This window comes from Lysobacter sp. GQ73 (assembly GCF_059758755.1).
Genome location: NZ_JCAXEE010000001.1, coordinates 864032 through 887335 on the forward strand (window position 1 = coordinate 864032; position 23304 = coordinate 887335).

Genomic DNA, 23304 nt, shown 5'->3' on the forward strand with positions numbered 1-23304 from the left:
CCCCACGACCGCATGACCGCGTCCGAATGCCGTGTCCCGCCATCGCCATGGCGAAGACTCGGCAGCGACGCTGCGCAGGAAGCAGCGATAGCCGCGCCCGTCGCGACCGGGCCGTGCAGCAGTAACCCGACCGCTGGAAACGCCGCGTGATCATGGCCTGGATTCGCCCGGCGAACCCGCGCGCAGGCGGGGTGAGGGCACGCCCTGCCGGTCTCACCGTCGATCGGCCGGCGCGACGGCGACACGGCGGACGTCGCTTCGGACGCCGGACGACGCAGGCCGCGGCGCGGCCACGGACGCCGCGCCGCCTCGGCATCGACCGGTGCGGCGCCTGCAGGCGCCGCGTTGCGACGGACGCGCGCCCGACGCCGGTTCGGCCGGCGCGGGTCGCTTACTCGGCCGCGACCGCCTCGACCTGGATGCGCAGATCCACCTTCATGCTGAAGCCGTACTCCTTGCCGGCGGCCATGCCGAACTGGTCGCGTTCGAAACTCCCGCTGGCGTCGGCGCCGCACAGCTCGCGCTTGAGCATCGGATGCGGGATGCACTTGAACTTGGCGATCTTCAGGCTCAGCGGCTTGGTCACCCCGTGCAGGGTCAGTTCGCCGTCGACCCGGGTCGGCGCGCCGTCGACGAAGCCGGCGAGCTTGCCCTTGTAGGTCGCGGTCGGAAACTTCGCGCTGTCGAACAAGTCCGCCTTGTTGGCGTGTTCGTTCATCGCATCCAGACCGAAGTCGATGCTCTTGGTGTCGACGACGACCTCGACCGTACCGCTGCCGGCCTGCTTGTCCAGTACCACCGTGCCTTCGGACTTGTTGAACTTGCCGCGCCACACCGACACGCCCATGTGGTCGGCTTCGAAGCTCGGATAGGTATGAGTGGGGTCGATCTTGTAGGTGACCGGTGCCGCCTGGGCAGCGCCTGCGAGGGACGCGGCGACCAGCAACGTCAGGCTGGCCAGAGTCGAACGGATGACTGTGTTCATCGCGGAATCCGAAGCGGAGGTGCCGGCCAAGCTAGCATCGGCGCTTCGCGGGTCGCAACCGCGGGCGCGCGAATTGAGCGTTCGTGCGCAAACTCGTCCCCGGATGTCAGCCTGGCGTCAGCGCGGCGTCAGCTTGCCCCTGTTCATGCCCGCGTACGGACCGCGCGCAGACACCGTCGTGGAAACGTCGTCGTGGAGACGTCGTCGTGCAGAGCAGGCCGCCCGTGGGCAATGCCGGCGAGCGTGGCGCAAGCGATCGGCGCGGCAAAAAAAACGCCGCCCGAAGGCGGCGTTTTCCTGGACGGTCATATCACCGGCGTCACGCCTCCGGCGAGGAAGGTTCCTGCGCGTCCGCGGCCGCAGCGGCCTCGATCGCATCGCCCGGCAGCGCCGGCAAGCCGGTCTCGCCGCCTTCTTCCGCGTCGTCCAGGGAAGCGTCGAGACGCTCGATGGTCTGCAGGTTTTCGTTCTCGGCCAGACGCATCAGGGTCACGCCCTGGGTGTTGCGGCCGACCTGCGAAATGCCGGCGGCGCGGGTGCGCACCAGGGTGCCGCCGTCGGAGATCATCAGTACTTCGTGGTGATCGCTGAGCTGGATCGCACCGACCAAGGCGCCGTTGCGGTCGGTGGTCTTGAGCGCGATCACGCCCTGGGTGCCGCGGCCCTTGCAGGGGTATTCCTCGACCGCGGTGCGCTTGCCGAAACCGCGCTGGCTGGCGGTCAGGATGTCGCCGTCGCCGTCGATCACCACCATGCTGACGACGAAGGCGTTGCCCTCGCCCTCCTCGCCCTCGGCCAGGCGGATGCCGCGCACGCCGGTCGCGGTGCGGCCCATCGCGCGCACCGAGCTCTCGGAGAACCGCACCGCCTTGCCGTTGCTGGCGAACAGCATCACGTCGCGCTGGCCGTCGGTCAGGGCCACGTCGACCAGGGCGTCGCCGTCGTCGAGGTTGATCGCGATCTTGCCGCGCGCCAGACGGAAGGCGAACTCGCTGAGCGGGGTTTTCTTGACCGTGCCGTTGCGGGTGGCGAAGAACACGAAGTGATCGTCGTCGTAGGCGCGCACCGGCAACACCGCCTGCACCTGCTCGCCGGCTTCCAGCGCCAGCCAGTTGATGATCGGGCGGCCGCGCGCGTTCGGGCCGGCATCCGGCAGCTGGTGCACGGACAGCCAGAACACCCGCCCGGCGCTGGTGAAGGTCAACAAGGTGTCGTGGGTGTTGACCAGCCACAGCTTGTCGATGAAATCCTCGTCCTTGGTCGCCGCCGCGTTGCGGCCCTTGCCGCCGCGCTTCTGCGCGCGGTAGGCGCTGACCGGCTGGCGCTTGGCGTAGCCCGAATGCGAAAGGGTCACGACCACGTCTTCCGGCGCGATCAGGTCGAGGATGTCGAGATCCTCTTCGCTGGCGCGGATCTCGCTGCGGCGCGCGTCGCCGAATTCTTCCTTGAGGTTGAGCAGTTCGGTGCGGATGACTTCGAGCAGCACGTCGGGATTCTCGAGGATCTCGATCAGGCCGCGGATCGCGTCGAGCAGCAGCTTGTATTCCTCGGTGAGCTTTTCCTGCTCCAGGCCGGTCAGGCGGTGCAGGCGCATTTCCAGGATCTGGGTGGCCTGGACCTCGGTCAGCTGATAACGGCCGTCGTGCAGGCCGACGCCGGCCGGCAGGTCTTCCGGACGCGAGGCTTCGGCGCCGGCGGCGCCGAGCAGCGCGCCGACCAGGCCCGGTTCCCAGGTCTTCTCGAGCATGCGCTCGCGCGCTTCGTTCGGGTTCGCCGAGGTCTTGATCAGCTCGATCATCTCGTCGATGTTGGCGAGCGCGACCGTCAGGCCTTCGAGGATGTGCGCGCGCTGGCGCGCCTTGCGCAGCTCGAAGATGGTACGGCGGGTCACCACTTCGCGGCGGTGCCGGATGAAGGCTTCGATGATCTGCTTGAGGTTCAGCAGCTGCGGGCGGCCGTCGACCAGCGCCACCATGTTGATGCCGAACACCGACTCCATCTGGGTCTGCTGATAGAGGTTGTTGAGCACCACTTCGGCCGATTCGCCGCGCTTGACCTCGATGAAGATGCGCATGCCGTCCTTGTCGGACTCGTCGCGCAGCTCGCTGATGCCTTCGAGGCGTTTTTCCTTGACCAGCTCGGCGATCTTCTCGATCAGGCGGGCTTTGTTGACCTGGTACGGGATCTCGGTGACCGCGATCGCCTCGCGGCCGGTGCTCTCGTTGACCTCGATCTCGGCGCGCGCGCGCATGCGCACGCGGCCGCGGCCGGTGCGGTAGGCGTTGATGATGCCGGCGGTGCCGTTGATGATGCCGGCGGTCGGGAAATCCGGGCCCGGGATGTATTCCATCAGCGCGTCAACATCGAGCTCCGGATCGTTGATCAGGGCGATGGTCGCGTCGATCACTTCCGACAGGTTATGCGGCGGGATGTTGGTCGCCATGCCCACGGCGATACCGGCCGAGCCGTTGACCAGCAGGTGCGGCACCCGGGTCGGCATGACCGTGGGTTCGAGTTCCTTCTCGTCGTAGTTGGGCTGGAAGTCGACGGTTTCCTTGTCGATGTCCGCCATCAGCTCGTGGGTGAGCTTGGACATGCGCGATTCGGTGTAACGCATCGCCGCGGCGGAGTCGCCGTCGACCGAGCCGAAGTTGCCCTGGCCGTCGACCAACAGATAACGCAGCGAGAACGGTTGCGCCATGCGCACCAGCGTGTCGTAGACCGACTGATCGCCGTGCGGGTGGTACTTACCGATCACGTCACCGACGATACGCGCCGACTTGAAATGCGGCTTGTTGCTGTGAGCGCCCAGCTCGCTCATGGCGTAAAGGACGCGGCGGTGCACAGGCTTGAGGCCGTCCCGGACGTCGGGAAGCGCGCGGCCGACGATCACGCTCATGGCGTAATCGAGATAGCTGCGGCGCATCTCGTCTTCGAGATTGACCTGGATGATTTCCTTGGCGAGTTCGGCCATCAGGGTTCCGTTGCGTGCGGTGATTCGGACGCCCCGGACGAACGGCATCGGCATTCCTGTCGGAACGCCGCAAACAGGGTCCCAGCGGGCCTGTCCTGCAGCTCGCTCGGGGCGGCATAAAGTGACTGGAAATCATACCACGAAACGCAGTTTCACGGGGACCTGATTCCCACGCAGAAACAATCACTTGGATGTGATTTTCAGCTGCGCTGCAGCATCGGTCGCAAGGCGCTCGCCGCGGGCCCGGTCCGGCCGGTTTGGGAACGGCCGTCCAGGCCCCGGCAAGGGCTGCCGACGTGCCGAGTGAAACGTTCGCTGCGGATACCCAGCGGCACCGCCTCGAGCCGCCCGCAAGGATCTGGGCGCGCCTGCCCGCCCGCCACGCGCCTGCGCTGCGTCTGCGCGAAGTCCGGGCGGCGGCCAGGGCGGCCGCGACAAGCGTCTGCGGGCGCAGACGCGCCCGGCTCGCAGGCCTTTACCGTTCGCAGACCAGGCCGGTGGGATGCGCCCTGCTTCGCGGATCGCCGCGATCCGAAGCGACCGGCATGGGCAGGCTCATCGTCCCGCCCGCGATGGATACGGCCGCAGCCGCGACCGGCGCAAACGCCGGCGCGCATCGCCGGGCTCGATTCAGGCACCGAACGCGGCCCGCATCGCCGCCTCGTCGGGGCGCTCGATTACGCCGCGCTCGGTGACGATGGCGTCGATCAGTTCGTGCGGGGTCACGTCGAACACCGGGTTCCAGGCGCCGACCCGCTCGGCCGCGGTGCGAGTGCCGCCAACCCCGAACAGCTCGCCCGGGTCGCGTTCTTCGATCTCGATCGCATCGCCCGACAAGGTCTCCATGTCGACCGTCGAGGACGGCGCGGCGACCATGAAGCGCACGCCGTGGTGACGCGCGGCGATGGCCAGCTGATAGGTGCCGATCTTGTTGGCGGTGTCGCCGTTGGCGCAGATGCGGTCGGCGCCGACGATGACCCAGCGCACCTTGCCGGTCTTCATCAGGTGCGAGGCGGCGGAGTCGGCGATCAGGGTCGGCGCGATGCCGTCCTGTTCGAGCTCCCACACGGTCAGCCGCGCGCCCTGCAGCCAGGGCCGGGTCTCGCCGGCGAACACCGCGTCGATTCGGCCCTGGGCGACGCCGGCGCGGATCACCCCGAGCGCGGTGCCGAAGCCGGCGGTCGCGAGCGAGCCGGTATTGCAATGGGTCAGCACGCCGCTGCCGGGCTCGATCAGGGCCGCGCCGAGCGCGCCCATGCGCCGGTTCGCGGCCAGGTCTTCGTCGGCGATCGCCTGCGCTTCGCGGGCGAGGACTTCGCGCCAATCGCCGCCGGCGCCGACCAGCGTCCGGCGCATCCGCGCCAGCGCCCAGGCCAGGTTGACCGCGGTCGGACGCGCCGCATTAAGGCGCTGCAGGGCCGGTTCGATCGCCGTCAGGGCCTCGCGGCCGTCGCCGGCCTCGACCTCGCGCGCGGCCAGCACCACGCCCCAGGCCGCGGCGATGCCGATCGCCGGGGCGCCGCGCACGGTCAGGGCATGGATCGCCGCGGCGACCGCGTCGCTGTCGTCGCAGCGCACGTACTCCACGGCGAAGGGCAGCTTGCGCTGGTCGAGCAGTTCGAGGGCGTCGCCGGTCCAGCGGATCGGGCGGATGCGGTCGTAGCGGTCGAAATCGATGGCGTCGTTCATGGGCGCAGTTTAACGGATGCGTGTACCGGCTCCGAAGCGGCCGCCGCGAGCGGCGCAAACGACGACGCCCCCGGCCTTGCGGCCGGGGGCGTCGTGGCATGCCGAGCATGCGGATGTCGCGATCAGTTGACCCGGAACACGCCGCGGCAGCCGCCGGCGACCCAGACGCCGTTGCGGTCCCAGCCCCAGGTCTGGCCTTCGATGCACGGCGAACCGGAGTTCTGCTTGATCAGGCGCACGTCGCGGCGCACCGACATGTTGCAGCGGTTCTGGCGATTGTTGCGCGACTCGCAGCTGACTTCCTGGCCGCCGCCGCCCCAACCGCCGCCACCGCCGTTCCAGCCGCCACCGCCACCGTTCCAGCCGCCGCCGCGCGAGGCGACGAATTCGGCGCGACAACCCTCGCTCACCCAGACCTCGCCGGGGCGCGAACCCCAGGTGCGGCCCTCGATGCAGGGCGAGCTCGAAATCTGCCGCTGCAGGCGTGCGCGGTTGCCGTCGATGCGGCAGGTGCGCGGGCGATTGTCGTTGGAATCGCAGCGCACCACTTCGCCGCTGCCGCCGCCGTTCCAGCCACCGCCGCCGCCATTCCAGCCGCCGCCTCGGCCGAGGGTGAACTCGGCGCGGCAACCTTCTCTCACCCAGATGCCCGAGCGGTCGTAACCCCAACTGCGGCCCTGGCTGCAGGAGGCTTTCGACAACTGCCGGCTGAGCTGCACGCCGCCGCGCGTGTCGGCGTCGCAACGACGCTCGCGGCTGTCGGTGGATTCGCAACGGATCACGTTGTTGTAGCCGTAATCGTCGTACTGCGGCGCAGCCTGGGCCGTGCCGGCGGCCATGCCGAGGCCGACCATCAACCCTAGACCGGAAAGAATGCGTGCGGACATGTTCGTGCTCCTTGTCAATGTGCCAAGGACTCTATCTGAACCCGCTTAACGCCAGCTCAAGATCTTCGTCCTTTGCGATGGAGAGCCAAAAACGTTCATGAGTCGCTTAGCTTGCGCTGTTGTTGCAGTGCAGCGCGCACACCCGCGAATGCGGCTCGCGGTACGCCGGCGCATCATCCGCCGTTGCGGCGGTAGTCGAGTTCGAAGTCGGCGCGGCAGCCGTCTTCGACCCAGACCCCGTGCGCGTCGTAGCCCCAACTGCGGCCTTCGATGCATTCGGTCTTCGACAACTGCTTGACCATGCGCACGCCCAGCCCGGTTTCGACATCGCAACGACGCGCGCGCCGGTCCTGCGATTCGCAACGTAGCAGAGGTTTGCGCGCGCGCGTCGCGGGCTCCTCGACACCGAGCAGGCGGAATTCGGCGCGGCAGCCGCCCGAGACCCAGATGCCCTGCTTGTCGACGCCCCAACTTTGATTGCGCAGGCAAGGTTGTTTGGAAAGTTGCTGGGCCAGCACCGCGCCCTCGCCGATCTTGGCCGGGCAATGGTTCCAGCGACCGCCCCGCGACTCGCACTTGATCACCGGCGCACCGGTGGTGCTGCCGCGGCCGCTGCCGCCTTTGCCGAGCACGAAATCCGCCGAGCAGCCCTGCGACACCCACACGCCGCCGCGGTCGGCGCCCCAACTGGTGCCCTCGACGCAGGGCTTGCCGGAAGTGCGATGGACCAGGCGCACGCCTTCGCGGGTATCGGCCGGGCAACGCACGACTTCCTCGCCGCTGGATGCGCAACGCAACAGGCGGCCGCCGTACAGGCGCTCGCCCACCGGCTCTGCGCGAGCCTGCGTGCACGCCAGGCCGGCGAAGACCAGCCATTGGATCGCGATCATCACACCACGCATGCACGTCCCCCGCAGCCGACCCGATCACTCTAACCGTGATCGATGAAACTGCAATCAAAACGCGGCCATTACCGTCCGCGGCCGCATGCGGGGTTCATCGCGGTTACGCGCGCGTGAAATCGAAACTCAGCACATCGGCGATGCGGCCGGTGCCGAGCATCGCCATCAGCAGGCGGTCGGCGCCGAGGGCGACCCCGGCGCAGGCCGGGAAACCGCTCGCGAGCGCGGCCAGCAAGGCCTCGTCGCGCGGTGGCGCCGGCACGCCGCGTTCGGCGCGCAGCGCGCGGTCGCGATCGAAACGGGCGCCCTGCTCGGCCGAATCGGCGAGTTCGTGGTAACCGTTGGCCAGTTCCAGCGGACCCAGATAAAGCTCGAAGCGTTCGGCCACCGGCCAGCCGTCGCCGTCGTCGCGCAAGCGCGCCAAGGCGCATTGCGAGGCCGGGTAATCGTGCACCGCCAGCAGACCGTCGGCGGCGAAGGTCGGCTGCAGGCGATGGGTCATCAGCAGGTCGAGCCAGTCGTCGCGGTTCAAGCCCTGCGGATCGATGACCACCTCGCCGAGCGCCGCACGCAGGACGCTGTCGTCGGCGGTGAACGGGTCGAGACCGATACGCTGCCGATACAGATCGCGGTAGGTAACCGTCTGCAGCGCGGCGTCGCGCCCGACCAAGCCCAGGGCGGTGCGCACCAGCGCCGCGGTTTCCTCGATCAGACGGCGATGATCCCAACCGAGCCGATACCACTCAAGCATGCTGAACTCAGGATTGTGGCGGCCGCCGGCTTCGCCGTCGCGGAACACCCGGCCGAGTTCGTAGCAATCGCCGAAACCGGCCGCGAGCAGGCGCTTGAGCGGGAACTCCGGCGAGGTGCGCAGCCAGCGCGTGCGCGGCGCACCCTCGGTGCGGCCGCTGAACTGCAAAGAGAACGAAGCGATGTTCGGATCGGTGTTGCCGGCGACCGACAACACCGGGGTTTCGACCTCGATCACCCCGCGTTCGGCGAAAAAGGCGCGGATCGCCGCGTTGAGCCGTGCGCGCAAGCGCAAGGCCTCGAACGAGGCCGATGGCCGCCACTGCAAGTCGCCGCTCATTCGTGCTCGGCCAGGAACTCAAGCAGCCTGGCTTCGTCCCAGATCTCGACGCCGAGTTCCTGGGCCTTGTCGAGCTTGGAACCGGCGGCCTCTCCGGCGACGATGAAGTTGGTCTTCTTCGATACGCTGCCGGCGACCTTGGCGCCGAGGGCTTCGAGCCGGGTCTTGGCTTCGTCGCGGGTGAGCCCGGTCAGGCTGCCGGTCAACACTGCGGTCTGGCCGTCGAGCGGGCCGCTCGCCGCCGCCGATGCCGCCGGCGTCAACGCATCCAGGCGCTGCAGCGCTTCGCCCACCCGCGACAGCAGCAGCGCGTTCTCGTCGACGCTCAACCACGATGCCAGCACCTGGGCGCTGTCGGCCGGCAGGCCCGCGGCGACGTAGGCGTGCTCCGGCGCATTGCGCAGTTTCTCGGCGCTGCCGAACGCGGCCGCGAGTTGATCGGCGCGGATCCGGGTGACCTTGGGAATCTCCATGTCGACCAGCAAGGTCGCCAGGGTCAGGCCTTCGCGCAGTTTCGGCGACGGCGCATGGGCGTCGCCGATCTTGACCTTGCGCGCCAGCAAGTCGTCGATGACCTGCTGGTTGCCGGGCTGGTCGAAGAAATGGCCGAGCGAACGCGCGACCTCGCCGCCGACATCGGGCACGCGCTTGAACAGCGGCCACGGCAGGCGCCGGATCAGTTCGAGATCGCCGAACCAGGCCGACAAGGCCTTGGCCGTGCTCTCGCCCACGTGCTGGATGCCGAGCGCGAACAGAAAGCGTTCGAGGGTGGTATCGCGGCTGCGGTCGATCGCCTCGATGAGGTTGTCGGCCCACTTGGTCGCGACCTTGCCGGCCTTGACCGTCTCGGGCGTGGTGCCGTCGCGCTCCTCGGCGCGGCGCTTCATCTGCAGCAGGTCTTCGAGCTCGAGCTTGTACAGGTCGGCGACCGATTGCACATAGCCCAGGTCGGACAGGTCTTCGATATAGCGGTCGCCGAGGCCTTCGATGTCCATCGCCCGGCGCGAGGCGAAATGACGGATCGCCTCCTTGCGCTGCGCCGCGCAGGTCAGCTCGCCCGAGCAGCGCCACACCACGCCGTCCTCTTCGCGCACGATCTGCGAACCGCACACCGGGCACTCGCCCGGCATCTGCCACTGCGGCGCGTTCGGGTCGCGATATTCGGGCACCACCCGGACGATTTCCGGAATCACGTCGCCGGCCCGGCGCACGATCACGGTGTCGCCGATGCGCACGTCGAGGCGGGCGATCTGGTCGGCGTTGTGCAAGGTCGCATTGGTCACCACCACGCCGGCCACCTGCACCGGCTTGAGCCGCGCCACCGGTGTGGCCGCGCCGGTCCGGCCGATCTGGATGTCGATGCCCTCGAGCAAGGTCGACTGCTCCTGGGCGGGGAACTTGTGCGCGATCGCCCAGCGTGGTGCGCGCGAGACGAAGCCCATCTCGCGCTGGCCGGCGTAATCGTCGAGCTTGTAGACCACGCCGTCGATGTCGAACGGCAAGGTGTCGCGCTTGGCGCCCATCTGCCGGTAATACCCGAGCAGGCCCTCGGTACCGGCGACCACGCCGCTCTCGCCGCTGACCGGGAAGCCCCAATCGCGCAGTTGCTTCAGGGTCGCCGAATGGGTCGGCGGCAGCTCGTAGCCTTCGACCAGGCCGACCGCATAGGCGTAGAACGCCAGGGGCCGCTGCTTGGTGATGCGCGGATCGAGTTGGCGCAGCGAACCGGCGGCGCCGTTGCGCGGGTTGGCCAAGACCTTGCCGCCCTCGCTCAGGGCTTTTTCGTTATAGGCCTTAAACGCGGCCAGCGGCATGTAGATTTCGCCGCGGACTTCCAGCACCGGCGGCCAGCGTTCGCCGCGCAGGCGCATCGGAATGGCGTTGATGGTGCGCAGGTTTTGGGTCACGTCCTCTCCGGTAGCGCCATCGCCACGGGTCGCGCCCTGGACGAAGCGGCCGTTCTCGTAGCGCAGGCTGATCGCCAGGCCGTCGAGCTTGGGTTCGACCGAGAATTCCGGCGCGCCGCGATCCAGACGTTCCTCGATGCGGCGGACGAAATCGGCCACTTCCTCGTCGGTGAAGGCATTGCCGAGCGACAGCATCGGCACCGCATGGCGGACCTCGGCGAACGCGCCCGAGGGCGCGGTGCCGACGCGCTGGGTCGGCGAATCGGGCGTGGCGAGCTGCGGATGCGCGGCCTCCAGCGCCTCGAGTTCGCGCAGCAGGCGGTCGTATTCGGCGTCGGCCAGGGTCGGGTCGTCGAGCACGTAATAACGATAATTGGCGTCTTCGAGCTGGCGGTGCAGCTCGGCGGCGCGCTTCGCGGCCTGGGCGGCGTCTTGCTTGGATGCGTTCGTCACGGGCGGGAGTCCTGGCGCTGCCGATGCGGCGGGGCGACGGCATTTTGAACGGGATTCGCTCGATTGTGGATGCCCGGCGTCGCCGGGGACGCGACGGCGGGCGCACCGGGGCGATCTGGAGAGCAGAAGCAAATCCCCCCTGCCCCCCTTTTTCAAAGGGGGAATCCTTCGGACGGGATTGGGCCTGCGTTGGAGGATTAGTCTTCGGATCGCCCGCGGCGGCGAGCTTCCGCCTGCCAATGCCGGCGTTGTAGTTGCAGTTGCCGTCAGGATTTTGCTGTTGCAGTGCGCCGCCCCGCACTAGCGAAGGCTGAAGAAGACCCGGAGGGCGGCCCGCAGGGATGCGGGCCGTTTTTCATCGGGACAGGGATGTCCCGTATGAAAAATCCCCGCGAATGCACCGCTCGTGCGGGCTTGTGATTCAAAAAGAAGCATTTTTCTTTGGTTACCTTTCTTTTGTTACTTTAGACAAAAGAAAGTAACCCGCCGCTTTAGTGGCGGAAGCTTTGGATTTGATCTTGATCTATTGAATGAAAGAAGCGCCGCAAGTCCGCCACAGCGATGTCGCGGCTTGCGCCGCTCCTACCCTGGCGAGAGCACGCCGCTTCGATGGGCCACATCGGCTTTGTGGCCTGTGCGCGTCCCGTGGTCGCGACTCACGTCGCTCCTACCGGGGTAGCAGCGACAGCAACGACAGCAACGGCAACGAAAACCGCAGATCGCCGAATCCAGAGACCAGCGCAGCGCAAGCTGCCGACGACTCACCAACGCGTCGGCTTGCTCAACGGCGGCGCCTCGCGCTGCCGGTCGTAGGCGCGCAGCTCGTCGCGCAAATGCGCGATGCGCTGGCGGCCGAGCGCGTTGCGCTGTTCGTCCAGCACCACCGCATCGAGCAGCTCGGCCATGCGCTGCGCGGTCGGCAACATGGTCTCCCAGGCGTCGAGCGCCGGGATCGGCGCCGGCAAGGTCAGGAAGAACGCGACCGCCGGAGTCTCCAGCGACTGGATGGTCGCCATGTCGAAGCTGCCGGGCTTCATGATGTTGGCGACGCTGAACACCGGGCCGCGCTCGGGGTGGCCTTCGACCAGTCGGTGGAACACGCCCATGTGGCCGTAGACCAGGCCGGCCTTCTCGGCGGCGACCACGATGTCGGGGCCGTGCAGTTTCTGCCCGGCGCGCGCTGCGAGGTACAGGGTCACGATCTTGTCGAACTCTTCGCTGACGCGGCGGCCGAGGTCGCTGTTGGCGGCGTTGGCGCCGCCTTCCAGGGTGCGGTCGAACAGCTCCAGCTCGGCCTGGGTGGTGGCCTCGCCCGGCACCGCCGCAGCGTCGCCGAGTTCGTTTTCGATCTGCTCGCCCAACGAGGGCTCCTGGCGGGTACCGGGCTTGCGTTCGCCGCTACGCGGCGCGTCCTCGCGGGCGACGCGCTTGCCCTGCCCCGGCTTGCGCGGGCGGCCGAAGAACACGATCGCGCCGATCAGGATCAGACCGGCGATGAGAATGCCGATCCGCAGCAGGGTCACGTCGGACATCGGTGGCTCCTTTTAATGCGGGGATCCGGGATTGGCGATTCGGGATTCGTCGAAACGGCTGCGCCGGCTCTCGATTTCCCTGTCCTGTCCCGACTCCCGAACTTAATCACGAATACGACGGAGGCTACGGCTAGCGCCCGGCCTGCGTCCCGAATCATTCATCCCGGCGAGCGGCTCAGGCCGCACCGGCCAGGCGCGTGGCCTCGGCCAGGTCGACCGACACGAGACGGCTGACGCCGGGCTCGCGCATGGTCACGCCGGAGAGTTGTTGCGCGGCTTCCATCGTCGCCTTGTTGTGGCTCACGAACAGGAACTGTACCTGCTCGCTCATCTCGCTGACCATCGCGGTGAAGCGGCCGACGTTGGCTTCGTCGAGCGGCGCATCGACCTCGTCGAGCAGACAGAACGGCGCCGGGTTCAAACGGAAGATCGCGAACACCAGCGCCACCGCGGTCATCGCCTTCTCGCCGCCGGACAGCAGCGAGATGTTCGACACGCGCTTGCCGGGCGGGCGCGCCATGATCGCCACGCCGGTGTCGAGCAGATCCTCACCGGTCAGTTCGAGGTAGGCGTGGCCGCCGCCGAACAAACGCGGATACAGCTCCTGCACGCCGGAATTGACCCGGTCGAAGGTGTCCTTGAAGCGGCCGCGGGTCTCGCGGTCGATCTTGCGGATCGCGTCTTCCAGGGTTTCCAGCGCGGTGTTGAGGTCGGCGAACTGGGCGTCGAGATAGTCCTTGCGCTGCGCCGCCTCGGCGTGCTCGGCGATCGCCGCCAGGTTGACCGGTTCCAGGCGGCGCAGCTTGCCGTCGAGTTCGGCGACCGTGCGTTCCCAGGTTTGCGGCTCGGCGTTCTCGTCGAGCCCGTTGACCACGTCTTCGAGCACCGCGCCGGCCTCGGCGATGGCGCTGGTCAGGGTTTCGGCCTTGAGCACCAGAGCCTGTTGTTCCAGGCGGCGCTGGCCGATGGCCTCGCGCTGCTGCAGGGCCTGCTCGTCGCGTTGCTGGCGGGTCTGCTCGAACTTGCGCAGATCGTTGTCGATGCCGTCGAGCGCGGTGCGCGCGGCGGTCAGGTCGTGTTCGGCGACGACGCGCTGTTCCAGCGCGACCTGGCGTTGCTCTTCGAGCGCGACGACCGGCTGGTCGCCGTCGGCGAGCTGCGCCGACAGTTCGCCCAGGCGCGAATCGAGCTGGCCGCGTTGGCCGCCCATGCGTTCCAGCGCCTGGCTCAGGCCGGCGATCTGGGCGCGCTGGGTCTCCAGGGTCAGGCTCAAGGCATGCGCGGCGTCGCGCGATTCGCGCGCGGCGTTGCGGGCGGCGTCGCGCGCCTCGAACAGGCGGCGGCGTTCGGATTCGAGTTCGAGGCGGGCGTCTTCCAGCTCGCCCATGCGCTCGATCGCCGCTTCCTGGCGGGTGCGCGCTTCGCGCGCCTGCTCGCCGCCGGCGTCGATCAGGAGCAGCAGTTGCTCGAGCTCGGCGTCGATCTTCTCGATGCGGTTGCGCGCCGAATCCAGGCGGCCCTGATGGCTCTGCAACTGGCCGGCGAGTTCGGACACGCCGCGGTGGGCCATGTACAGAGCGCGCTGGGCGTCCTCGCGCTGCTGCTCGGACGCCAGCAGGCGGTCGCGCAACTGGATCTGAGTCTGTTCGAGCTCGCGTTCGCGGCTCTGCAGGGTTTCGATCTCGGCGCGCAGGCTCTGGATCTCGCGTTCGCGCAGCAGCGCGCCCTGCTTGGCAGCGCCCGAGCGCAGCACCCGCACCCAGCCGGCGCCGAGGCGCTCGCCGTTGCGGGTGATCACGGTCTCTTCCGCGCCCAGCGAGGGCTGCAGCGCGCGCGCCGCGGCCAGGTCGTCGGCCCCGTGCAGGCGCGACAGCAGCCGGCGGATCGCCGCCGGGCCCTGCACCTTCGAGGCCAGCGAGGTCGGCGGGTAGACGCTGTCGTCGCGCGCCGGCGAGACCAGGGTCAGGCGGCCTTCGCCGAGTTCGCCGATCGCATCGACCAGGGTTTCCGGTGCCTCGACCAGCACGCCTTCGATCAACTGGCCGAGCGCGCTTTCGACCGCGTTTTCCCAGCCCGCCTCGACGCTCAGGGCTTCGCCCACGCGCTGCGCCGAGTCCAGCCCGCGCGCCTGCAGCCAGGTCAGCGCGGCGCCCTGCTCCAGGCCGAGCGCGGCCTGCTGCAGGGTTTCCAGCGAGGACAGCCGGCCGCGCGAGGTCTGCGCCTGCTTGCGCACCTCGGCCAACTGGTTCTGGGTCGCGCGCTGTTGCTCCTGCAGGTCCGAGACCGTGCTCTTACGCGCTTCCAGCTCGTCGGTCAGGCTCTCCAGCGATTCCTTCTGCAGGTCGTGCTGGCTCTGCAATTGCTCGAAGGCCTCGGCGAGCGCGGCGACGTCCAGGCCGGTGCGCTCGGCGAGCATCGCCTGGCGGCGGCGGTCGGCTTCCAGGGTCTGCCGGTCCAGGCCTTCCAGCCGGGTGCGCTCGACGTCGGCCGCGCGCGCGGCCTCGGCCTGTTCGCGGCTGTGCGCGTCCCAGCGCTGCTGCCAGTCGTTGAGCCGGGTTTCGGCATCGCGCAGCGCTTCCTGACGCGCCTCGTCGTCCTCGCGCATCATCTCGATGCGCGGCTCGGCCTCGGCGACCGCGGCCAGCAGCACGTCCAGGCGCGCCTGGTCGCTGCCGATGTGTTCGCCGAGCTCGGCCAGCGCCGCCAGCGCCTCGTCGCGCGCCTTGTGCAGGCGGCCGGACATTTCGCGCTGATGCTGGATCTGTTGTTCGACCCGGGCCAGCACGCCGCCGACCTCGTAGCTCGCGGCCTGCGCCTTGTTCAGCGCTTCGGCGGCTTCTTCGCGGCGCACGCGCCCGGTCTCGAGTTCGCGCTCGGCCTCGCGCTGCTCGGCGATCAATTGCTGCAGGCGGGTCTCCTGCTGCGACAGGCGCTCGCGCTGGCTCTGCAGCTTCTGGTCGAGGGCGCGGTATTCCAGCGCCTTCCACTCCACGTCCTTGACCTTGCGCTCGGCCTGGATCGCCTGATACTGCTCGGCCTGGCGGGCCTGCCGGCGCAGGTGCTCGAGCTGCTTGCCGACTTCCTCGCGCAGGTCGTTGAGGCGGTCGAGGTTCTCGCGGGTGTGGCGGATGCGGGTTTCGGTTTCCTTGCGCCGCTCCTTGTACTTGGAAATGCCGGCGGCTTCCTCGAGATACACGCGCAGGTCTTCGGGCTTGGCCTCGATGATCTGGCTGATCATGCCCTGCTCGATGATCGAGTAGCTGCGCGGCCCCAGGCCGGTGCCGAGGAACAGGTCGGTGATGTCGCGACGGCGGCATTTGCCGCCGTTGAGGTAGTACTGGCTGGTGCCGTCGCGGCTGACCGTGCGCTTGACCGAGATCTCGTTGAACGCGGCGAATTCGCCGGTGATGGTGTGGTCGGAGTTGTCGAAGATCAGCTCGACCATCGCCTGCGAGACCGGCTTGCGCGCCGAGGAGCCGGCGAAGATCACGTCGGTCAGCGAGTCGCCGCGCAGGCGACTGGCCGAGCTTTCGCCCATGACCCAACGTACTGCGTCGATGATGTTCGACTTGCCGCAGCCGTTGGGCCCCACCACGCCGGTCATATTGGTGGGCAGGTGCAGCGTGGTCGGATCGACGAAGGACTTGAAACCGGACAGCTTGATCGTGGACAGACGCATGCGCGGGTGTGGTCCCTGGCGCGCCGGGCGGCGCCGCCGTGAAAACGTGAAAATGGATGAGACAACATACCCAAATGATTGAATCACCTGGAAGAGATGCCGCTTCGAACGGCGCTCCCTCGCGAGTATAGCGGGCCGGCGCCAGGCTCGCCGCGAACGCCTTCAGCGCTGCCTCAGGCGGCCCCCGCCGCCGGCCGGGCCGGAGCGCGCCGCGGCCGGCCGTCGCGCCGGATCGGCTCCGTGCCGCCGCGGGTTCATGGTAAACATGGGCGATTGGGCGAATCGACCGGCTTCGCCGCCGCCACGACAGGGAGTGACACGGCACGCATGAGCTCTCGCAGCAGCCGTCCGAGCGATCCCAATCCGGCCCGCAAGGCCGGCGAACACCTGACCATGGCCGACCTGGCCGAACTGGCCGGGGTTTCCGCGATCACCGTCTCGCGCGCCCTGCGCGACAGCCCCCTGGTCAATCCCGAGACCCGGGCCCGGATCAAGGAGCTCGCCGAACGACAGGGCTATCAGTTCAACATCAGCGCGCGCAACCTGCGCCTGCGCCGCAGCATGACCGTGGCGGTGGTGGTCGAGATGAAGCCGACCGTCGAGCGGCAGATGTCCGGCTCCTACCCGCTGGACCTGCTCGGCGGCATCAGCCAGGAGCTGACCTCGGCCGGCTACAGCGTGCTGCTGACCTCGCTGCAGGGCGGCGCGCTGCCGAGCGTGCAGGCCGCCGACGGAGTGATCCTGCTCGGCCAGGGCGCGCACGAGGACGCGATGCACGAGGTGCAGCGCTGGGGCCGGCCGATGGTGGTGTGGGGCGCGGTCAGCCGGCACGAGACCCAGGTCGTGGTCGGCAGCGACAACCACCGCGGCGGCAAGCTCGCCGCCGAGCGCTTCCTGGCCCTGGGCCGGCGCCGGCCGGTGTTCCTCGGCGACAGCGCCCACGGCGAATTCGCCGAGCGCCTGGAGGGTTTCGTCGAGACCCTGGCCGAGCACGCGATCGTGCCGCTGACCCCGACCGTGGCCAATTTCACCGTCAGCGCCGGCGCCCAGGCGGTGCACAGCCTGCTCGACGAGCACCCGCAGTTCGACGCCCTGTTCGCGGCCAGCGACCTGCTGGCGATCGGCGCGATCCGCGCCCTGATCGAGCGCGGCCGGCGGGTGCCGGAGGACGTGTCGGTGATCGGCTACGACGACACCCCGCTCGGCGCGACCTATCTGCCGCCGCTGACCTCGATCCACCAGAACTTCGTCGACGCCGGGGTGTCGCTGGCGCGCAAGATCCTGGCGATGATCGAAGGCCGTCCGGCGCAGTCGGAGATCCTGCCGACCCACCTGGTGGCCCGCGTCACCTGATCGATCGGGCGATGCGCAGCGCGATGCTGCATCGCAACGCGAAACTCCCCGAGCTAGCGCCAGGCCGAGCCGTCGATCCCGCCCCGCAGCAATCGGTCAAACCCTTGATTCAGCTCGCTTAAGCGCTGCAACAAAATACGGGCTTCGGTGGCGAGAAACAGGCACTGAGACACATTATCGGCGCCAATTGTTATCGATAACTTGACATCGATAACAATGGCTCACTAGGGTCCGCGGCAACGACGCCCCCAGGTCCCCGCCGCGTGATCCAGCCCCAAGCCGCACCCCACCTCCCCCCAGCCCCCGCCGAAGCCGACGCCTGGCGCCTGCGCCAGGACCGCTTCGACCCGGCCCAGCGCCGCCGCGACGAAACCCTGTTCGCCCTCGCCAACGGCTCGCTGGGCGTACGCGGCGGCTTCGAGGAAGCCGATGGCGGCAGCGACGGCAGCTTCCTGGCGGCGGTCTACGAAAAGCATCCGATCCACTACCACGAGCGCCTTCCCGGATTCGCCCGCAGCACCGACACCCGCCTGCCGGTCGCCGACGGCCAGCGCATCGCGGTCTGGCTGGGCGAGCAACGCCTCGACATCGACGCCGCGCAGTGGCTGGGGTTCGAGCGCGAACTCGATCTGCGCAGCGGCCGCCTGCGCCGCCGCCTGCGCCTGCGCACCGCCCAGGGCCAGACCCTGGAGATCCAGGCCGAGCGCGTGCTGCCGTTCGACAGCGCGTGCGCCGGCGTCGACCTGCTGGCGATCCGCTACCGGGTCGAATCGGTCGACTACACCGGCCCCCTGAGCCTGGCCTCGGCGATCGAATGCGGCCACCAGGCCGCCGAACAGGGCGACGACCCGCGCATCGGCGTGGCCGTGTCGGAAGGCTTGCGGCTGCTGTCGGCGCAGGCCGACGAGCACGCCGCCCAGGTCGTGCAGTCGACCCGCCACAGCGATGTGCGCGTGGCCTGCGCGCAGGCGCACCGCCTCGGCGGCGGCCTGCGTTTCGGCGCGGCCGAACGCGGCGACGAGCGCGTGCTCCAGCGCTACGACACCCGGTTGCAGCCGGGCGCCGCGGCCACCTTGGAAAAATTCGTCGCCTACAGCAGCGGCGGCGAAGCCGGCGAACTCGCCGAACGCGCGCGGCAGGCGGCCGCGGACGCCGTCGCCGTCGGGTTCGATGCCCTCGCCGCGCGCCAGGCCGCGGCCTTGGCCGAGTTCTGGGACGGCGCGGAGCTGTCGATCGACGGCGACCCCTCGGCCGAACAGGCGTTGCGCTTCAACCTGTTCCACCTGCTGCAGTCGGCCGGCCGCGACGGCGTCAACGGCACCGCCGCCAAGGGCCTCACCGGCGAAGGCTACGAAGGCCATTATTTCTGGGACACCGAGGCCTTCATGCTGCCGGTGATGGTGTACACCGCGCCGGAGGTCGCCCGGGCCATGCTGCACGCGCGCTACCTCGCGCTGGAGCCGGCGCGCCGGCACGCGCGCGAGATGAACCATCCGCGCGGCGCGCTGTTTCCCTGGCGTACGATCACCGGCGGCGAGTGCTCGGCGCACTATCCGTCGGGCTCGGCCGCGTATCACATCAATGCCGCGGTCGCGTACGCGATCGGCCTGTACCTCGACGCCACCGGCGATCTCGATTTCCTGCTCGAAAGCGGCGCCGAGATCCTGTTCGAGACCGCGCGCATCTGGCCGCAGATCGGCCATTTCAATCCGCGCCGCGGCGGCGCCTTCTGCATCCACGAGGTCACCGGCCCGGACGAATACACCGCCCTGGTCGACAACAATTTCTACACCAACCGCATGGCCCAGCAGCATCTGCTGCGCGCGGTGCGGGTGTGGCGGCAGTTGCACGACGAACGCCCGCGGCAGGCCGCCGACCTGGCCGCGCGGCTCGGCCTGGACGCGCACGAAGTCGACACCTGGCGCCGCGCCGGCGAGGCGATGTTCCTGAATTACGACGAGGCCCTGGGTATCTACGCCCAGGACGACACCTTCCTCGACAAGCCGCGCTGGCGGTTCCCGAAACACGAAGGCGAGCACCGCCCGCTGTTGCTCGACTACCATCCGCTCACCCTCTACCGCCACCAGGTCTGCAAACAGGCCGACGTGGTCATGGCCCTGGTCCTGGCCGGCGACGGCATTCCCGCCGAGGTCAAGCGCCGCAGCTTCGACTACTACGAAGCGGTGACCACCCACGACTCGACCCTGTCGGCCTCGGTGTTCGGCATCCTCGCCAGCGAGGTCGGCCACGCCGAACAGGCGGCGAGGTATTTCGCCGAGAACCTGCGCGTCGACCTCGACGACCTGCACGGCAACACCGACCACGGCGTGCACATGGCGGCCCTGGCCGGCACCTGGCTCGGCCTGGTGTCCGGCTTCGCCGGGCTGCGCCCGGTCGCCGGCATCCTGCATTTCGCCCCGACCCTGCCGGCCGGCTGGAACGGCTACGGCTTCGGCCTGCGCTGGCAGGGCCGCCGCCTGCGCCTGCGGGTCGGCCGCGACGGCGTCGAGTACCGCTTGCTCGAAGGCGCCGCGCTGACCATCGAGCACGAAGGCCGCCGGATCGAACTCAACCCCGAGACCAGCCTGCGCGCCGCGCTGGCGGCGCCCGGCGGCCCCGCGCCGCGCGCCTTTCCGCGACCGGCGCGCGCGCTGATCTTCGACCTCGACGGCGTGCTCACCGACACCGCTCAAACCCATTACCGCGCCTGGAAGCGCATGGCCGACGAAGAAGGCCTGCCGTTCGACGAGCAGGTCAACGAACTGCTCAAGGGCGTCGACCGCATGGCCTCGCTCGAGATCATCCTGCGCCACGCCGGGCGCGTGCTCGGCCGCGACGAAAAGATCGCCCTGGCCGAACGCAAGAACGCCTACTACGTCGAGGCGATCCAGGAGGTCGGCCCGGAGGATCTGTTCAACGGAGTCGAGCGCCTGCTCGAACAGGCGCGGGCGCGCGGCCTCAAGCTCGGCCTGGCCTCGGCCAGCCGCAACGCCGGCGCGCTGCTGCAACGGCTCGGCATCGCCGAGCGCTTCGACTACATCGCCGACTCGGCGCATGTCGCCCGCGCCAAGCCCGACCCGGAGATCTTCCTGACCGTCGCCGCCGCGCTCGGCGTACCGCCGTCGCACTGCATCGGCGTGGAAGACGCCGCCGCCGGCGTGGTCGCGATCCAGTCGGCCGGGATGGCCGCGGTCGGCATCGGCGATCCCCTGGCCCTGGCCCGCGCCGACGCCTGCCTGCCGGACATCGCTTCCTTCGACCTGGACGCTTTCGTTTTGCCCTGACCGCGCGCGGCATGCACTGCCGCGGCGGGGACACCACCACCGATCGATCCGTTTGCATAACCAATACAAGATGAGTGGGGAGAACACGATGCAGCACACGTCTACCAAGCAACGCCAACCGATGCGTTTCGCACTGTCCGCGGCGATCGCCGCGATCCTGGCGCCGGGCGGCGTCCTGGCCCAGGACGCCGCCGCGCCGGCGCCCGCGCCGCAGGCCCAACAGGCCCAGCAGGCCGACGGCGGCAGCGAATCGGCGACCACCCTCGACGCGGTCATCGTCAGCGGCACCGCGCGCTTCAAGGGCATCCGCAAGCGCGACGCCAGCTTCTCGATCACCACCGCCTCGCTCGAACAGATCCAGGAAGCGGTACCGCTGAGCACCGCCGACGCGCTCAAGGTGGTGCCGGGCATCTGGGCCGAGTCGGCCGGCGGCAGCACCGGCGCCAACATCTTCGTGCGCGGCATGCCCTCGGAAGGCGACGCGCCGTTCGTGACCGTGCAGATGGACGGCGCGCCGCTGTATCCGCCGCCGACCCTGTCCTTCCTCGAGAACTCGACCCTGTTCCGCATGGACGACACCATCGAGCGCATGGAAGTGCTGCGCGGCGGTCCGAGCCCGATCTTCTCCAACGGCCAGCCCGGCGCGACCGTCAACTTCATCCAGAAGAAGGGCGGCGAAGAGCCCGCCGGCAGCGTGCGCGTGGGCCTGGGCAGCGACAACTTCCGCCGCGTCGACCTGTTCAACAGCGGCAAGCTCGGCGAAGGCTGGTACTACAGCGTCGGCGGTTTCTACCGCACCACCGACGGCGTGCGCGACACCCAGTTCCCGGCCGACAAGGGCGGCCAGCTCAGCGCCACGCTGACCCACAGCTGGGACAGCGGCGAAGTGACGGTGTACGCGCGCCACACCGACGACAAGAACGCCTTCTTCACTCCGATCCCGCTGCTGTCGCGCAACAACGGCAGCAGCCTGTCGAGCTTCCCGGGCCTGGACGCGCAGACCGGCACCCTGCTCGGCAACGACTTTCGCCACGTGACCCTGCCGACCGGGCCGAACGGCCAGAGCATCACCCGCGATCTCGCCGAGGGCCGCGGCATCAACCTCGACGTGTTCGGCGCCTCGATGGACTTCTACGTCGGCGACTGGACCATCAGCGACCGGGTCAACTACGTCAGCGGCAGCGCCCCGACCAACGGCCTGTTCACCGGCGCCAGCCCCAAGACCATGGCCGACTTCATCGCCGGCTACGGCAGCGCCGGCACCGCGACCTACGTCAACGGCGGCGGCGCGGTCGACCCGAACCAGCAGGTGCTGACCGCCGGCTTCTGGGTGGTCGACAAGGAGCTGGAATCGTTCACCAACGACCTTCGCTTCAGCCGCGATCTGTTCGAGGGCAACACCCTCACCGCCGGCGTCTACTATGCGCGCTACTCGTCCAAGGACACCTGGTACCTCGGCAACAACATGCTGCTGACCGCGCAGAACAACGCGCGCCGGATCAACCTCAGCCTCGCCGACGGCCGCCAGGTCACCCGCGACGGCTTCACCGGCACTTCGTTCTTCTCGCTGCGCGGCGACTACGACGGCCAGAACACCGCGGTGTTCCTCGCCGACGAGTGGCAGATCAACGACCGCCTGCGCCTGGACGGCGGCATCCGCTACGAGTGGCAGCAGGTCGACGGCACCGTCCACGACGTCGCCTCGGTCGACCTCGACGGCAACCCGAACACGCTGTACGACAACGCCACCTCGGTGTCGCTGCCGACCTCGCGCCGGATCGACCAGGACGACAAGCATTTCTCCTGGACCCTGGGCCTGAACTACAAGCTCACCGACAGCGCCAGCGTGTTCGCGCGCGCCAACTCCGGCTACAAGCTGCCGGCCTTCGACAACCTGCGCGACGGCAATACCAAGACCCAGGAAATCGACCAGTACGAACTCGGCTTCAAGTCCGGCAACTCGGTCTACGACCTGTACCTGACCGCGTTCTACAACAGCTTCACCAACTCGCCGTTCCAGGCCTTCCTCGACGACGGCACCAACTTCACCACCGCCGGCGATTCGCGCGCCTACGGCGTCGAAGTGGAAGCGGCGGTGCGCCCGGTCGGCGGCCTCGAACTGGCCCTGACCGGGATCTGGCTCGACGCCCAGTACGAGAACTACCGCGAGTTCACCGGCAACCAGGTGATGCGCCAGCCGAAGCAGCAGTTCCGCTTCACCCCGAGCTATTTCTGGAACCTGCCGTTCGGCGACCTGAAGATCTTCGCCACCTACTCGCGCATCGGCGACCGCTACGCCGACCTGGCCAATACCCAGAAGCTGCCCTCGTATCACACGCTCGATGTCGGCGCGAACATGCACGTCGGCGAAAACTGGGAGTTCGCCCTGACCGGCAGCAACGTCACCAACGAACTCGGCCTGACCGAAGGCAACGTGCGCGTGCCCGGCGCGGCCACCGGCGGCGTGTTCATGGGTCGCCCGATCGCGGGCCGGTCCTACCTGTTCTCGGCGGCCTACCGCTGGTGATCCATCCTCCGCCTCGCCGCCTGCCGGCGGCGCGGAGTTCCG

The 23304-nt window shown here is 68.9% G+C and carries 11 protein-coding genes and 2 pseudogenes; 3 read left to right on the plus strand and 10 right to left on the minus strand.

Features of this window, described 5'->3' with window-relative positions:
* Positions 1-391: 391 nt before the first annotated feature.
* From AC6CH2_RS03365 to smc, 10 genes and pseudogenes are all read right to left on the minus strand, one after another.
* The gene (locus AC6CH2_RS03365; protein WP_498267931.1) at positions 392-985 is read right to left on the minus strand and encodes a YceI family protein; all 594 of its coding nucleotides are present in this window, start codon (positions 983-985) and stop codon (positions 392-394) included.
* A 319-nt stretch (positions 986-1304) separates the two neighbouring features.
* Positions 1305-3959: a DNA gyrase subunit A gene (gene gyrA, locus AC6CH2_RS03370; RefSeq protein ID WP_498267932.1), complete on the minus strand. Its 2655-nt coding sequence runs from the start codon at positions 3957-3959 to the stop codon at positions 1305-1307.
* A 630-nt stretch (positions 3960-4589) separates the two neighbouring features.
* On the minus strand, positions 4590-5648 hold the full coding sequence (mtnA, locus tag AC6CH2_RS03375) for an S-methyl-5-thioribose-1-phosphate isomerase (RefSeq protein WP_498267933.1): 1059 nt from the start codon (positions 5646-5648) through the stop codon (positions 4590-4592).
* 122 nt (positions 5649-5770) lie between these two features.
* Positions 5771-6535, minus strand: coding sequence for a DUF3011 domain-containing protein (locus AC6CH2_RS03380; protein ID WP_498267934.1), 765 nt, complete (start codon positions 6533-6535; stop codon positions 5771-5773).
* Positions 6536-6708: 173 nt separating this feature from the next.
* Positions 6709-7425 (minus strand): DUF3011 domain-containing protein, encoded by a 717-nt coding sequence (locus AC6CH2_RS03385; protein ID WP_498267935.1) that lies wholly within the window; start codon positions 7423-7425, stop codon positions 6709-6711.
* 115 nt (positions 7426-7540) lie between these two features.
* Positions 7541-8527 (minus strand): EF-P lysine aminoacylase EpmA, encoded by a 987-nt coding sequence (gene epmA / locus AC6CH2_RS03390; protein ID WP_498267936.1) that lies wholly within the window; start codon positions 8525-8527, stop codon positions 7541-7543.
* Positions 8524-8859, minus strand: a pseudogene (locus AC6CH2_RS03395) (BRCT domain-containing protein); the annotation flags it as partial. The gene epmA and the pseudogene AC6CH2_RS03395, both read right to left, overlap by 4 nt.
* 80 nt (positions 8860-8939) lie before the next feature.
* A pseudogene (ligA, locus tag AC6CH2_RS03400) lies at positions 8940-10833 on the minus strand (NAD-dependent DNA ligase LigA); the annotation flags it as partial.
* A gap of 815 nt (positions 10834-11648) precedes the next feature.
* The gene (zipA, locus tag AC6CH2_RS03405) at positions 11649-12419 is read right to left on the minus strand and encodes a cell division protein ZipA (RefSeq protein WP_498267937.1); all 771 of its coding nucleotides are present in this window, start codon (positions 12417-12419) and stop codon (positions 11649-11651) included.
* A gap of 175 nt (positions 12420-12594) precedes the next feature.
* The gene (gene smc / locus AC6CH2_RS03410) at positions 12595-16098 is read right to left on the minus strand and encodes a chromosome segregation protein SMC (protein WP_498267938.1); all 3504 of its coding nucleotides are present in this window, start codon (positions 16096-16098) and stop codon (positions 12595-12597) included.
* A gap of 327 nt (positions 16099-16425) precedes the next feature.
* Between smc and AC6CH2_RS03415 the strand changes: the two genes are divergently transcribed.
* The 3 genes from AC6CH2_RS03415 to AC6CH2_RS03425 all read left to right on the plus strand — a co-directional run bounded on the left by AC6CH2_RS03415 (position 16426) and on the right by AC6CH2_RS03425 (position 23262).
* Positions 16426-17451, plus strand: coding sequence for a LacI family DNA-binding transcriptional regulator (locus tag AC6CH2_RS03415; RefSeq protein ID WP_435396821.1), 1026 nt, complete (start codon positions 16426-16428; stop codon positions 17449-17451).
* 263 nt (positions 17452-17714) lie between these two features.
* On the plus strand, positions 17715-20735 hold the full coding sequence (gene pgmB / locus AC6CH2_RS03420) for a beta-phosphoglucomutase (protein WP_498267939.1): 3021 nt from the start codon (positions 17715-17717) through the stop codon (positions 20733-20735).
* A 121-nt stretch (positions 20736-20856) separates the two neighbouring features.
* A complete protein-coding gene (locus AC6CH2_RS03425) occupies positions 20857-23262 on the plus strand; it encodes a TonB-dependent receptor (RefSeq protein ID WP_498268202.1) in 2406 nt (801 codons plus the stop codon).
* The last annotated feature ends 42 nt before the right edge of the window (positions 23263-23304 follow it).